The organism is Arthrobacter sp. sptzw32 (assembly GCF_059089735.1).
Genome location: NZ_JBNHEZ010000004.1, coordinates 197,315 through 211,012, shown reverse-complemented (window position 1 = coordinate 211,012; position 13,698 = coordinate 197,315). Strand labels below are relative to the sequence as shown.

The window sequence follows — 13,698 nt, the reverse complement described above, 5'->3', positions numbered from 1 at the left end:
GAAATGATGCCCAGATGCCTGCACCCGCCCTCTCCGTGAAAAACCTCGCGCTGGCGCATGCAGGCCAGCCGCTGGTGCATCCCCTGACGTTTTCCGTCCACGCAGGTGAGTGCGTTGCCCTGTTGGGCGCCTCCGGATCGGGAAAGTCACTGACGGCCGCCGCCGTGACTGGAACCGTCCCGGAAGGGATCACCGTCAGCGGGGCAGTCACCTTCCCAGGGCGTCCGGCCGTAGCCGGCAAGGTGCAGGCAGCCCCGGGGAACGCGGCATTAATCCGCCAGGACCCGCAGACCTCCCTCAATCCGCTGGTCCCCGTGGGCAAACAGCTCCTCCTTCCGCTGCGCAGGGCCGGGCTCAGCCGGACGGACGCCCGGACGCAGGCTGGCCGGTTCCTGGCCCGGGCCGGAATCGAGCAGCCTTCAGCCATCCTGCCCCGCTACACCGGCGAGCTGTCCGGCGGGCAGCTGCAAAGAGTCTGCATCGCCCTGGCACTGGCCTGCGGTACCCGCGTCCTCGTGGCTGATGAGCCCACTACCGCCCTGGACGCCGTCACCCGGCTGAAAGTACTTGCGACCCTCGGCGCTTGGGGGGCCGAGGGCCGCACGCTTCTCTTTATTACCCATGACCTCGCGGCCGCCGCCGCGCTGTGCAGCCGCGCCATGGTCATGGAGGGCGGCCGGATCGTGGAAGACGCACCGATGGCGCAACTGCTCCGTACTCCGCGGCACGCCTACACCCGTCGGCTGGTGCAGGCAGCCGGTGCAACTTCGCCCTCGGCTTTTCCGGGAACCCCCGCGGCTGGAACAACAGCGGTGGCAGCATGACCGCCGCCCTGGCCGCAAATGGCATCTCCTTTGCCTACCCGCCCCGCGGCTTCCGCAGCAGGCGACCCGCGGAAAAGACGCTGGCCAACGTCAGCCTTGCCCTCTCCCCCGGCACCAGCACAGCGCTTGTGGGAAGCTCCGGCTCGGGCAAGTCCACCCTGGTGCGGATTCTCCTGGCCATGGCAAAGCCTTCCGCAGGCACCGTGACGCTCGGCGGACGGACCGTGGGGCCCGGAACCGCCAAAACACTTCGCTGGTACCGCCGGACAGTGCAGTACATTCCGCAGAATCCTGCAGGCAGCCTCGATCCCCGGATGACCGTTTGGCAGCTGTTGATGGAACCCTTGCGGCAGCTCCGGCTGGAAGGAAACCACCGGGAGATGATCGGCGATGCGCTGGAACGCGTCGAGGTGCCGGCTGCCCTGATGCACCGCCGCCCGGGGGAACTGTCCGGCGGGCAAAGCCAAAGGGTGGCCATCGCCCGCGCCCTGGTTGTCTCGCCCGCCTACCTCTTGGCCGACGAACCCGTCAGCGGCCTGGACCTCCCCCTCCGGGATACCGTGCTGACATTGCTGGCCGGACTGGTGCGGAATGACAACCTGGGACTGCTCCTGGTCACCCACGACCTGGAAACCGCCCGGCTGTGCGGCACCACGGCCGTGCTTGCAGGCGGCACCGTCGTGGAACAAGGGCCAACGGGGAAGGTGCTGGAAAACCCCGCCAGCCCGGCCGCCGTCGAGCTCGTGCAGGCCTCGGCTAACCTGCAGCTCCACTGCGCCGTCCCGGCGGGTGCCCTGTGACCGCCCTCAGCGCTGCAGAACAGACAGCAGCAGAACCCCGTCCTGCCCCTGGCCTCCTTCTCGCCAGCCAGCTCGTCTTCAACATCGGCTTCTATGCGGTGGTTCCGTTCCTGGCTCTGGTGATGACCCAGGACTTCGGAATGACCGCCACCGCGGTGGGCGTGGTCCTGGGCGCCCGCGTCTTCAGCCAGCAGGGACTCTTCCTGGCGGGCGGGATGATCACGGACCGTTGGGGGCCGCGCCGCGCCATGCTGGCGGGCTGCCTGGTCCGCATCTCCGGCTACCTGGCCCTGGCTCTGGCCGGCAGCTTTCCGCTGTTCCTCCTGGGCGCCGTGCTCACGGGCATGGGTGGGGCACTGTTCTCCCCGGCCCTGGAATCACTGGTTGGCAGGGCAGAAGAACGACGGCGGAACACCAGCGGGAAGGCACCTGGACTTTTTGCGCTCCTCGCCATCTGCGGAGAAATCGGGGCCGTGGCCGGCCCTCTGGTGGGAGCACTGCTGCTGGGGTTTTCCTTCAGCTGGGCCGCGGTGGCCGGGGCGGCGGTCTTTGCCGTCATGACCGGGGTGCTGTGGCACCACGTGCCGGCCCGGGCCGGGACACCTGCTCCAGCCCGCCTGCATTCCCCTGCCCTGCCCGCCGACGGCGTCCCCGCGATGCTGCGGGACAAGCGTTTCCTGGCCTTCGCCGCCCTTTACAGTGTGAACCTGCTGGCCTACAACCAGCTCTACTTCGGCCTTCCCATCGAGCTGACCAGAAGCGGCGCAGGACCTGAGGCCCTGGCCGTGCTGTTCGCCGTTGCCTCCGTCCTTACCGTGGCGCTGCAGTGGCCAATCTCCCGGCTGACCACCCGAATGGGCGCCGGGCGGGCATTGACAACCGGCTTCTTCCTCAAGGGCCTGGCCTTCGCCACCATGGCCCTGCTTGCCCGGTTCCCTGCCACCGGCACCCTGCAGCTCCTGCCGCCCCTGCTGCTCGTGGTGGGGCTGTGCCTGGGGCACATGTGCATCGGACCCGTGGCCATGCCGCTGGTCCTCGACTTTGCCCGCGGCCGCCTGACCGGCATCTACTACGGACTTCTTGCGAGCATGGGCGGCTGCGCAGTGCTGCTGGGCAACTTCGTCCTGGGACCGCTCTACTCAGGTGCCTCCCGGCCGGGCCCTGACGCCGTCTGGCCCTGGGCGGTGATGGCGGCACTCATGGTGATTCCCGCCGTCGGACTTCCACGGCTTCTGCCGGCCAGGCGCTGAACCGCCGCGCATATCAAGTAAACGCTCATTCCGGCAGTAAGCCGGCTCTCCCACCGACAATCGAAGCAGGTAACAAACGTGCCCAAAAAACGACTCCAAACAGGCGTAACTACCCTTTCAGCCCTCCTGATCGCTGCCGGCCTGAGCGGATGTTTCGCCGGCACCGAGCAGGCGGCCGAGGGCGGGGACGGTGCCGGCCGGATCAAGGTGGCCATGCTTCAGCCGCCCCGGTCCGGGTTGTCCCCGTTGAGCGACGACGCCTTCAAGCTGTCGCGCTGGAAGACCGCCGAAACCCTGGTGGTCCTGGATGATCTCGGCGAGGCCAAGCCGGCGCTGGCCACCGAGTGGCAGCAGATCGATGAGACCTCGTGGCGCTTCACTCTCCGGGAAGGTGTGCAGTTCCACGATGGGACAGCCATGACGTCGGCGGAGGTTGTTGCCTCCCTGACCGCTGCCGCGAAGGCCAGCCCTAAGCCGAGGATCCTCGACGGCGTCGAACTTGCGGCCGATGCTGACGGTCCCGGCGCTGTAGTGGTCAGGACGGCGACGCCCGATCCACTTCTGCCCCAGCGGCTGTCCAGTCCCCAGCTGGCCGTCCTCGCGTCCTCGGCTTACCAAGAGGGCGGCATGGTTGACCCGCGGAATGCAGGCACAGGGCCGTACCGGCTGGTGTCTGTGGACGGCACCTCGTCCGCACGGCTGGACCGCTTCGACGGGTATTGGGGTGAAAAAGCGGAGGCCGACGGCGTGGACGTCCAGTTCGTCCCGGACGGAACCGCCCGGGCAGCGGCTCTGCGGACCGGGGATGCGGACATTGTCGAAGCCATACCCGTGGGTCAGGTGGCACAGATCGATCCCGCCCTGGTGCACGAGGTGCCAATGCCGCGGACCAACACGCTCTACCTCAACACTGCCGCGGGTCCGTTCGCTGATCCGGCCGTCCGCGCCGCTGCCCGCGGGGCGATCGATGCCGGCACCGTTGTGGACAGGGTTTACGAAGGACGCGCGGACAAGGCAGCCGGGCTGCTCGGCCCGGCCCTTCCGTGGGCGGCGGACGAGCGGAATAACGAAGGGTACGCTGCAGCCCTTGCTGCCCGCGTTGCCGCAACCGCGGTGAAGGGGACGCCCATCCGGCTTGGTACCTTCACCGACCGGGCCGAGTTGCCGGAAGTTGCGGTCCAGCTGGAGCAGCAGTTGGAAGCCGCCGGTTTCACCGTAGAGCAGGATGTCCGCGAATACCAGCACATCGAGGCGGACGCCCTGGCCGGGAAATTCGATGCCTTCATCCTCTCCCGCGCAACTGTGCTGGATTCCGGTGATCCCGTGGCCTACCTCTACAGCGACTTCTCCTGCAGCGGATCCTTCAACATTTCCCAGTTTTGCGATCCGGCTGTGGACGCAGCCTTGGCCAGGGCCGCAGGCATTCCTGCCGGCCCGGAACGCCGTGCTGCCATCGCGGCCGCCGAAGGCCTCATCCTGGCCCGCGACGCCGCCATCCCGCTGCTGCACGAACGGGTCATCCAGGGCGAATCCGTAAGGGTGCGGGGCGTGGAGCGGGATCCGCGCGAACGGGCCCTGATCACGGGCAGGACAGCAGTCAGCAGCACGACGGAAAGCACGGGCGGCGGGTCCACCGGCACAGGCGCGGCCGGCTGATGCCCGCTCTGGTTTTCCTGAAGGTCACCGTCTCGCGGATCGTCGCCCTCCTCGGGCTGGTGGTGCTGATCGGGATGATGCCGTGGCTCTCGGGGCGTGGCGCCGAGTACACCATCCTCCGTGCCAGGTACGCGGACCGCGAGCCCACGCCGGAAGCATTGGCTGCCATCCGGGCGGAGCTCGGTTTGGAGCAGGGACCGGTGGCCATGCTTGGCTCCTGGGTCCAGGGGGTGCTTGCCGGTGACCTTGGCACGTCCTGGATCAGCAATACTCCGGTGGGACCCGGCGCCGCGGCTGCGTTGAGCGTGTCGGTGACGCTGATGGGTTTCGCCATTGCCATAGCAGCCGTTATTGCCCTGCTGATCTGCGCGCCGGCCGTAGTGGACGGCCTCCGGCAGCGGCGGAGGACAGCGTCCGGCGCGCTTTCCGCCGCACTCACCTCGCTGCCGGAATTCCTGCTTTCCGCCATGCTGCTGGTGGCAGGTGCCATCTGGCTGCAGTGGTTTCCGCCCTTCGGTTGGAAGGGCCCGGAGTACGCCGTCCTGCCCGCCCTGGCCCTCGGCATTCCTGCGGGCGGCCTGATGGGGCTGCTCCTGTCCGACGCCATCCGCGCCGGCTTCGGCGAGAAGTGGGTGGGCACCTGGCGGTTGGCAGGAACAGGACCCGGGCGGCTGACGCTGGCTGTGCTGCGGCGGGCACTGCCATCGGTGCTGCCACAGATCGGGCTGGTCCTCATCGGACTAACCGGCGGAGCGGTGGCGGTGGAAAAGGTCTACGCCATTCCGGGGCTCGGCCGGTTGCTCCTCGGTGCCGCCGGCGCCCAGGACATTCCCACCCTCCAGGCGGGCATGCTGGCACTGATGGGGCTGGCACTGCTGGTGGGAACGCTGACGACGGCGGCGCGGTACCTCCTGATTGGGCCCGCGGTCCGCTTCGGCACGCTGCCGCTTCCGGAGCCGGCGCAGTCAGGGCGGCGCCGCCGGCCGGCGGTGCCGGCAGTCGCAGCTGCCGCCTTGCTGCTCATTGTCGGGGCCGGGCTGCTGCGTGATCCCTTCACCTCCGCCCACGCCAGGCTCGCGGCACCCACCTGGGCGCTGCCCTTTGGTGCCGACGCCAGCGGCCGTGACCTCCTGGCCCGGGTGGGACACGGCGCCCTGGGGACGCTGGGGACTGCGCTGGTAGTGGTCCTGGTCTGCCTGGCGGTGGGAATCGCCGTCGGGCTGTTCCCCTTGGCCGCTGCGGGGCCGCTTGAGGTGGCCAACGCCGCGCCGCCCATCCTCGCCGGGCTGGTTGTTGCTGCCGTGCTGGGACCCTCGGCAGAGGGCGCTGCCCTGGCCGTGGCCGCCGTAAGCTGGGCTCCGCTGGCCGCACATACCGCCGCGCTTGCCCAGGAGGCACGGGCGCAATCCTACGTGCAGATCCTCCCTGTTCTGGGGGTGGGCAGGGCGCGCATCATGCTTCGCTACATCCTGCCGGCGGTGGTGCGGCCGCTCCTGCGCCACGCGATGCTCCGGCTGCCGGGGGTTGCCCTTGCCCTGGCGGCACTAGGGTTCCTGGGGCTGGGACCCCAGCAGCCGTCACCGGACTGGGGCCTGATCCTGGCCGAGGGCATCGGCTACGTGGAACGGGCGCCGTGGGCGGTCCTGGCACCGGCTTCCGCGCTGGTCCTGGCGTCAGTTCTGGCTGTGAGCCTGGCCGGACAGCAGAAAGCCCGCCCCGGCACCGTATAAGGCGAAGGGGGCGGGCTTTATGTCTGCAGTTCAGCACCCTCAGTCTGCGAAGACCAGGGGGCTACAAAGAAGCGCAGCACTGATCCGAGCTGAAAGACCGGGACCCCGATACTGAATCCATGAGTGCGACGGTGTCACAGGGCTGTCCGGTTACGGCAACAGACCTCGGGACAACTAGCCGATCCGACGGGTATCTACCTCGTCGTCATCTTCTTCCAAATCATCCGCGTACTTGTCCACGTAAGCCGAATAGTCCGGTTCAACCGGCTCGTTGGCGAAACGGCTGGGAGCGCGGACTTCTGAACTCTTGAGCTCACGCTGGAGAGCTGTGTAGTCAGTGTTCGGGGAGTAGTACTTGATGTCCCGAGCCTGTTTAGTAGCTTTTGCCTTTTGACGGCCGCGCCCCATGGCGTGACCCCCTTTTGTACTCGGACCGGAGGTGGTCACCTTGGCTATGGTGAGGCCCCGGAATGTTTGGTCAATTTGTCGTACACCTAGATTACATGCTTTCTACTGCTCCCGCTTGCCAGGCGCGCTCCCGCAGTGCCGATGCACATCACATGCAGTACCGCTCCTGCCCTGCCCAGGCCGGAATCAGGCTTTTTTCTTCGGTAGAGTCACATCAGCAACTACTGAGCCCGGCCGGAATTCCGGCGCCCGCGCGGAGAAAAACGCAGGAGGATGCACCCCGTGAACCACCAGGACGTCCCGCCCAAGCCCGCCTCTTCGCCCGCCGCCGGCCTGCCCACGGTACCCGCGGCCGAGTATGGAGTCCCGGCAGTCGAGCCCCCGTTACGCAGGCGGCAACAGCGGAATGAAGCCGGGGCGGGGGGCCGCAACCGGTCGGCCCTCCCGGAGGGGCCCGAAGCGGGCCGCGGGAGCATCAACCAGCGGACGCTGTGGAAGGCGTTGTTCGTTGTTGTTCTCCTGGCGGTCATCGGCTCGCTCGTTTGGCTTGCCCTGTGGTTGAACAGCAACGAAAACCAGGAGGCGTCCGGAGGCGCCGCTGCCGGTGTGCTGGAAACCGCCGCCACTCCCCCCGCCAGCCCGCTGCCCCTGCCCCGCGAGGCGGAACCTGCCGACTATGCCCTGGGCGACTGCTTTAAGGACTTCAGCCCGGAAGCGCTGAAAGCCACGGTTGTCCCCTGCGACACCGGCCATTCAGCCCAACTGGTCGCCTTGTTCCGCTACCCGGAAAGCGAGTCGTACCCGGGCCCCGAGGCGTTGAAGGCCAAAGCCCTGGAAGCGTGCCAGGCGGCAAGACTGGGACCTGCGGCCAACGAGTACACCCTGAACTTCGAGCGGAGCTTTCCCAGTTCCACCAGTTGGGAAAGCGGGGACCGCAGGGTGGACTGCTACGTCACCTCCCCCGGCGGCAACAACGTTAACGCGAGCGTGCTGCCCTAGCGCCTGGGGCACCAGGCGCCAGGGCAGCACGTCCTGGCCCGGCTACACGTCCACTGCTTCCGGTGGGCCTATTCCTTCCGGCGAACCACCAGTCCGGTTCCGGGGACCGCACCGCCGTTGGGCTTGGCCAGCGCTTCCAGCCCCTCGATGGTGAGTTCAACGGAATCGGTGGCCGTGTCCACCAGCACGGTGTCGCCGTCCGAGATTTCGCCGGACAGGATCGCCTTGGCCAGACGGTCGCCGATTTCCCGCTGGACCAGACGGCGCAGTGGCCGGGCGCCGTAGGCGGAGTCGAAGCCGGACATCGCCAGCCAGGCGCGGGCGCCGTCGGTGACGTCGAGGGTCAGCCGGCGCTCGTGCAGCCGCCGTCCCAGTTCGCCCACCTGGAGTTCAACGATGCGGGCAAGCTCCTCCACGGACAGCGGGTCGAACAGCACCACTTCGTCCAGCCGGTTCAGGAACTCCGGCTTGAAGGAGGCGTTGACGGTGGCCATCACGGCGTTCCGTTTGGCCTCGGCATCCAGCGAGGGATCAACCAGGAACTGGCTGCCCAGGTTGGAGGTCAGCACCAGGATCGCGTTGCGGAAGTCCACGGTGCGGCCCTGGCCATCGGTGAGGCGGCCGTCGTCGAGCACCTGCAGGAGGATGTCGAAGACCTCGGGGTGGGCCTTCTCCACTTCGTCCAGCAGCACTACCGAGTACGGACGGCGGCGGACGGCTTCGGTGAGCTGGCCGCCCTCCTCGTAGCCCACGTAGCCCGGAGGGGCACCCACGAGCCGCGCCACGGAATGCTTCTCGCCGTACTCGGACATGTCAATCCGCACCATGGCGCGTTCGTCGTCGAACAGGAAGTCCGCCAGTGCCTTCGCCAGCTCCGTCTTGCCAACGCCTGTGGGGCCAAGGAACAGGAACGAACCGGTGGGGCGGTTGGGATCACTGATGCCGGCGCGGGCGCGGCGGACGGCATCGGACACGGCGGTGACGGCCTTCTTCTGCCCGATCAGCCGCTTTCCGAGCTCCTCCTCCATGTGCAGCAGCTTCTGGCTTTCACCCTGCAGCATCCGGCCTGCGGGGATCCCCGTCCAGGCGGAGATGACCTCGGCAATGTCGTCTGCGGTCACCTGCTCCGCCACCATCTGGGCGGACTTGTCCGTGATGGCGGCTTCGGCCTCTGCGGCAGCGTTCAGCTCCCGCTCGAGCGCCGGAATTTCGCCGTAAAGGATCCGTGATGCCGTCTCAAGATCCCCTTCGCGGGCGGCCTTGTCGTACGTGGAACGCAGCTCGTCCAGCTTCGCCTTGAGGTCACCCACCCGGTTGAGCCCGGCCTTTTCGGCCTCCCAGCGGGCATTCAGCGCAGCCAGTTCCTCTTCCCTGTCCGCCTTGTCCGCCCGCAGCGCGGCGAGGCGCTCCATGGAAGCAGCGTCGGTTTCGCCTTCCAGGGCGAGTTCTTCCATCGTGAGCCGGTCGACGGCGCGGCGGAGCTGGTCGATCTCCTCGGGTGCCGAGTCGATTTCCATCCGCAGCCGGGACGCGGCCTCATCGACCAGGTCGATGGCCTTGTCTGGCAATTGGCGCCCGGAGATATAGCGGTTGGAGAGGGTCGCTGCTGCCACCAGGGCAGAGTCTGCGATGGCAACCTTGTGGTGCGCCTCGTAGCGCTCCTTGAGGCCGCGGAGGATGCCGATGGTGTCCTCGACGCTGGGCTCACCCACATACACCTGCTGGAAGCGGCGCTCCAGGGCAGGGTCCTTTTCGATGTTCTCGCGGTATTCATCGAGGGTGGTGGCACCGATGAGCCGCAGTTCGCCGCGTGCCAGCATGGGCTTGAGCATGTTGCCCGCGTCCATGGATGAGTCTCCGGTGGCACCTGCACCCACTACCGTGTGGATTTCATCGATGAAGGTAACGATCTGGCCGTCGGAGTTCTTGATTTCCTCGAGGACGGCCTTGAGGCGCTCTTCGAACTCGCCGCGGTACTTGGCGCCGGCCACCATGGAGGCGAGGTCCAGGGCGATGAGGGTCTTCCCGCGCAGGCTTTCGGGCACGTCCCCGGCCACCATGCGCTGGGCCAGTCCTTCGACGACGGCGGTCTTGCCCACGCCGGGCTCACCGATGATGACGGGGTTGTTCTTGGTCCGGCGGCTGAGGACCTGGACGATCCGGCGGATTTCGTTATCGCGGCCGATCACCGGGTCCAGCTTGCCGGACCTGGCCATGGCGGTGAGGTCCGTGCCGAACTTTTCCAGCGACTGGAAGGTGTTCTCCGGGTCCGGGCTGGTGACTTTTCCGTCGCCGCGCACGCCCGGCAGGGCGGCGAGCAGCGCTTCGTGGGAGGCGCCGGCGTCACGCAGCAGCCGGCCTGCGGCGTCGCTTCCGGCCGACAGGCCCAGGAGGAGCACTTCAGTGGAAACAAAGGTGTCGCCCAGCCGGTCGGCTTCCTCCTTCGCGTTTTGGATGGCCTGCAGGGCGGGCCGGGACAGCTGCGCCTGCTGGCTGGACGCCCCGGACGTGGCCGGCAGCGCTTTGATGGCACTGCTGGCCTGGACGCTGACAGCGTCCGGGTCGGCGCCGGTTGCGCGGAGAAGCGCCACCGCTACGCCTTCACGCTGGTCCATCAACGCTTTAAGCAAATGGGCAGGTTCCACCTGCGGGTTGCCGGCGGTGGAGGCATTCATGGCCGCAGCCGAAAGAGCCTCCTGGCTCTTGGTGGTGAATTTGACGTCCAAAGAGAGCTCCTTTCAGGGCAATTGATCTAAGTTGAGTCTACTACGCTCAACTTTGGATGGGGTACTTTTTATTTTCAGTTTTCCCACAGCGAACCCGGACGCCTCACTTCCCCCCCGTTTCCAAGCAGAGCCATCCACCCTAGGATCGGCTTGTGACCGGGGAGCACAGTGCCGCCGGCGCACGGGAGACCGGACAGGCAATGAAGAAGTTTGTTGTTCTCTACATCGCAGCACAGTCGGCCCAGGCGCAGATGGCCGAAAGTTCGCCGGAGGCAGCCCGGGAGGGCATGAAGGCGTGGATGGCGTGGGCCGAGGGCGCCGGCGACGGCATTGTGGACCTGGGCACCCCGCTGGGAGCGGGGAAGGAAATCACCTCAACCGGTACCTCAGATACCAGCACCGGCGTCGCAGGTTACGGAATCCTCCAGGCCGAGGACCTCGCCGGTGCCCAGGCTCTGTTGGACGGCCACCCGCACCTCATGATGCCCGGCGCCAGCATTCAGGTTTACGAGTCCCTGGACCTGCCGGGGATGTAGGCCGCCGCCGTGGGGAGCAGGCCGAGGACCGGCATCCGCTCAACGGCAACGGCAGCGGCGTCAGCCCGCCGGGTAACCGGCCGCCGGTTTGGTCTCGATGTAGTTGATGACCAGGAACTCTCCCGCCGGGACCAGTTCCACATACCAGCGCGTGGGCTTGTCCAGGTCCTCCCAGCTGCCTTGGCCGGCAACCACGGGGCGGTACACGGCATCGAACTTCAGGAACGTGCCGCTGTCTGTGGCGCTCGAGTCGATCTCCTGCAGCAGTTCGAACATTCCCCGCCCGCTGCTTTCCGGTTCAGCAGAGCGGACCGCTGCCAGGTTCTGCTGGTTCATTACCTTCACGGAGGTGAAGTACTGCTGCCAGGCCACGTCGCTGTGCGACGTGAAAAGGGTGTTCGAGTAGGCCTCCGCATTCCTGGCCGCAAGCCGCTCGACACAGTTCCCGGGGACCGCGGTGCCTGGAGTCCAGGCGCTGACCAGCTCCGAACCGGCGTTGAGCCAGGCGCTGTACGCGTTCAGGACACTGCCGATCGTCTCGCGCGGTGTGCCGATGGGGATCCGGACCGGCAGCAGGTCGTTCTGGCCAACGAAGGGGCACTCGGCCGGCAGCGCGGACACCGGCGTAGCCGGGGCGATGTCCGGCAGAGGGGCCGGCGACGGGAACAGGCTGCAACCGCTTGTGCCAGCCAGCAACGCAAGGGCGGCAGCCGCCGTCGTAATTTTTCTGCCGAGGACATGCCCCGCTGGTACGTTCATTAGTTCTCCCCCAATACGCCGCGCCCGTCCGCGCGACGCTGACCAGCCTACCCTTCGGGCTCACCGCACCATTAGCCGGGGCCAGAGCGACTAGTTCGGGTAGATGGCCACGGACCCGGCCTTGATCACGAAGTACACCCGCATGCCTGGCGCCAGCGCGAGATCAGCGGCGGCGGCCGGCGTGATGTCCGCGTTCAGCTGCCCGCTTTCGCCCGCGCGGACGCGGACCCCGTCCCCGTGCGGCTCCAAATCGGTGATGGTCACCGGAAAGGCGTTGCGCGGGCTGCCGTGCGCTTCAGACAGGAAAACCGAAACGGCCGACGGCGGGAAAACCGCCACGCCTGGCTGTCCGGCGGGCAGCGGGCCCGGAAGCTCGTGGTGCTGCCCGTAGAGGTTCAGCCCGCCGGACCGAAGCCCATGGTCCGTTATTTCGCCGGCCAGGAAATTGAGCCCTGCGAGCCCGGCGGCGAACCGGCTGCGGGGCCGCTGGAGAACCTCCCGGGTGGGGCCTTCTTCTGAGATTCTGCCCTTCTCCAAAATGACCACGCGGTCCGCCAGCATCAGGGCATCCAGGACGTCGTGGGTGATGATGATGGCCGGCCTGGCCGCCAGGACCCGCTTCAACAGGCGGCGCAGCAGCGGCGCGGAATGGATGTCAAGGGCAGCCATGGGCTCATCCAGAAGAAGGAGCCCGGGATCTGCTGCCAGGGCGCGGGCCACGGCAACCCGCTGGGCCTGGCCGCCGGACAGCCCCGCCGGACGGCGGCCATGAAGATCCTGCGCTTCCACCTCGGCCAGCCAGCGCGCAGCTTCTGTCCGTGCCTGGCGCCTGGCCACCCCGGCGCTCCGTGGCCCGAAGGCCACGTTTTCCAAGGCGTCGAGATGCGGAAACAGCAGGGGTTCCTGGGCGAGCAGGGCGGTGCCGCGGCGGTGCGGCGGCGTCCATGTCCTCCTGCCCGGCGAGAGATCGAACAGTGTCTTCCCGTCAAGCTCGGCCCGCCCGCTGTCCGGCCGAAGCAGGCCTGCGGTGGCGGACAGCAGGGTTGATTTACCCGCACCGTTCGGCCCCATCACTGCCACTGTTTCACGGGGGCCGACAGTGAGGGCCACGTCCAATCCCCGCTCCGCCACGGTTGCCTCAAAGATCAACGTCACGGGCCGTTCCCGCCCGGCGCGGCGGCCGTCGTCGTGCGCTGCCTGGACGCCCGGAAGGGACTGTTGCCGGGCCGGCGGTACGCAAGTGCCACCACAACGACCGCCACAGCCACCAGTACCAGGGACAGTGCGACGGCGGAATCCGGATCCGTTTCCCGCTGCAGGTAGATTTCCAGCGGGAGGGTCCGGGTCACCCCCTGGAGACTGCCTGCGAACGTCAAGGTGGCGCCGAATTCACCCAGGCTGCGGGCGAAGGCCAGCACCGCACCGGAGGCCAGGCCGGGCAGCACCAGCGGCAGCGTTACACGGCGGAACACCCGCCCGGGCGAGGCGCCGAGGGTGGCCGCCACGGCTTCATACCGTTCTCCTCCGGTCCGCAGGGCCCCTTCGAGGCTCACCACCAGGAAGGGCAAGGCCACGAAGGTCTGGGCCAGGACAACGGCCGTGGTGGAAAAAGCGATCTGGAGGCCGAAGACGTCCAGGGTCCTGCCAAGGAGGCCCTGGCGGCCGAACGTGTACAGGAGCGCGATGCCGCCCACCACGGGCGGCAGCACGAGTGGGAGAAGCACCAGCGAGCGCAACAGGCCCTGCAGCGGAAACCTGCCCCGGGCCAGGACCAGCGCCAGCGGCACACCCAGCGCGATGCACAGGACCGTGCTGGCGGCGGAGGTCCGCAGGCTCAGGCCCAGGGCTGACACGGCGGATTCGGAGGTGACCAGCGGAAGGAAGTTGCCCCAGTTGACCCTTGCCACCAGGGCGGCCAGCGGCAGGACCACCACCAGCGCGGCCAGGACCGCGACGGCATGCACCCAGCGCGGTATGCCGCTGTAGGCCTGGCGGCTCACGGGCTGCTGC

At 67.8% G+C, this 13,698-nt stretch carries 12 protein-coding genes; 7 read left to right on the top strand and 5 right to left on the bottom strand.

The annotated features are described in order from the left end of the window. Positions 1-14: 14 nt before the first annotated feature. From AC5RVN_RS09930 to AC5RVN_RS09910, 5 genes are all read left to right on the top strand, one after another. Positions 15-824 carry an ATP-binding cassette domain-containing protein gene (locus tag AC5RVN_RS09930; RefSeq protein WP_494042066.1) on the top strand — a complete coding sequence of 270 codons (810 nt, stop codon included), beginning with the start codon at positions 15-17 and terminating at the stop codon, positions 822-824. Then, a complete protein-coding gene (locus AC5RVN_RS09925) occupies positions 821-1,624 on the top strand; it encodes an ABC transporter ATP-binding protein (protein ID WP_494137804.1) in 804 nt (267 codons plus the stop codon). Before AC5RVN_RS09930 ends, AC5RVN_RS09925 begins: the two co-directional genes overlap by 4 nt. Beyond that, positions 1,621-2,874: an MFS transporter gene (locus AC5RVN_RS09920; protein ID WP_494137803.1), complete on the top strand. Its 1,254-nt coding sequence runs from the start codon at positions 1,621-1,623 to the stop codon at positions 2,872-2,874. Before AC5RVN_RS09925 ends, AC5RVN_RS09920 begins: the two co-directional genes overlap by 4 nt. A 78-nt stretch (positions 2,875-2,952) precedes the next feature. Continuing rightward, entirely contained in the window at positions 2,953-4,530 is a 1,578-nt protein-coding gene (locus AC5RVN_RS09915; RefSeq protein ID WP_494042063.1) for an ABC transporter substrate-binding protein, read from the top strand. Further along, positions 4,530-6,260, top strand: coding sequence for an ABC transporter permease subunit (locus AC5RVN_RS09910; RefSeq protein WP_494137802.1), 1,731 nt, complete (start codon positions 4,530-4,532; stop codon positions 6,258-6,260). Before AC5RVN_RS09915 ends, AC5RVN_RS09910 begins: the two co-directional genes overlap by 1 nt. 174 nt (positions 6,261-6,434) lie before the next feature. Here AC5RVN_RS09910 and AC5RVN_RS09905 read toward each other — a convergent pair whose 3' ends face one another. Continuing rightward, complete coding sequence (locus AC5RVN_RS09905; protein WP_494042173.1) at positions 6,435-6,668, bottom strand: DUF3073 domain-containing protein; 234 nt, start codon at positions 6,666-6,668, stop codon at positions 6,435-6,437. 273 nt (positions 6,669-6,941) lie between these two features. Here AC5RVN_RS09905 and AC5RVN_RS09900 point away from each other — a divergent pair, with 273 nt between their 5' ends. Next, a complete protein-coding gene (locus AC5RVN_RS09900; RefSeq protein ID WP_494042061.1) occupies positions 6,942-7,667 on the top strand; it encodes a septum formation family protein in 726 nt (241 codons plus the stop codon). A gap of 68 nt (positions 7,668-7,735) precedes the next feature. On the opposite strand, the gene clpB is transcribed toward AC5RVN_RS09900, so the two are convergent. Continuing rightward, entirely contained in the window at positions 7,736-10,393 is a 2,658-nt protein-coding gene (gene clpB, locus AC5RVN_RS09895; RefSeq protein ID WP_494105032.1) for an ATP-dependent chaperone ClpB, read from the bottom strand. Positions 10,394-10,545: 152 nt separating this feature from the next. Between clpB and AC5RVN_RS09890 the strand changes: the two genes are divergently transcribed. Continuing rightward, a complete protein-coding gene (locus AC5RVN_RS09890; RefSeq protein WP_494137801.1) occupies positions 10,546-10,929 on the top strand; it encodes a hypothetical protein in 384 nt (127 codons plus the stop codon). 60 nt (positions 10,930-10,989) lie between these two features. On the opposite strand, the gene AC5RVN_RS09885 is transcribed toward AC5RVN_RS09890, so the two are convergent. The 3 genes from AC5RVN_RS09885 to AC5RVN_RS09875 form a co-directional block, all read right to left on the bottom strand. After that, positions 10,990-11,688, bottom strand: a complete 699-nt coding sequence (locus AC5RVN_RS09885; RefSeq protein WP_494042058.1) for a hypothetical protein — start codon at positions 11,686-11,688, stop codon at positions 10,990-10,992. A gap of 90 nt (positions 11,689-11,778) precedes the next feature. Further along, a complete protein-coding gene (locus tag AC5RVN_RS09880) occupies positions 11,779-12,843 on the bottom strand; it encodes a sulfate/molybdate ABC transporter ATP-binding protein (protein WP_494137800.1) in 1,065 nt (354 codons plus the stop codon). Continuing rightward, entirely contained in the window at positions 12,840-13,688 is an 849-nt protein-coding gene (locus AC5RVN_RS09875) for an ABC transporter permease (RefSeq protein ID WP_494137799.1), read from the bottom strand. The genes AC5RVN_RS09880 and AC5RVN_RS09875 overlap by 4 nt, the downstream gene beginning before the upstream one ends. Positions 13,689-13,698: the final 10 nt, after the last annotated feature.

Excerpts from the sequence above, each read along its gene's own strand:
- AC5RVN_RS09930 (WP_494042066.1), top strand. The coding sequence starts at position 15 with ATGCCTGCACCCGCCCTCTCCGTGAAAAACCTCGCGCTGGCGCATGCA.
- AC5RVN_RS09925 (WP_494137804.1), top strand. The coding sequence starts at position 821 with ATGACCGCCGCCCTGGCCGCAAATGGCATCTCCTTTGCCTACCCGCCC.
- AC5RVN_RS09910 (WP_494137802.1), top strand. The coding sequence starts at position 4,530 with ATGCCCGCTCTGGTTTTCCTGAAGGTCACCGTCTCGCGGATCGTCGCC.
- AC5RVN_RS09905 (WP_494042173.1), bottom strand. The coding sequence starts at position 6,668 with ATGGGGCGCGGCCGTCAAAAGGCAAAAGCTACTAAACAGGCTCGGGAC.
- AC5RVN_RS09900 (WP_494042061.1), top strand. The coding sequence starts at position 6,942 with ATGCACCCCGTGAACCACCAGGACGTCCCGCCCAAGCCCGCCTCTTCG.
- AC5RVN_RS09885 (WP_494042058.1), bottom strand. The coding sequence starts at position 11,688 with ATGAACGTACCAGCGGGGCATGTCCTCGGCAGAAAAATTACGACGGCG.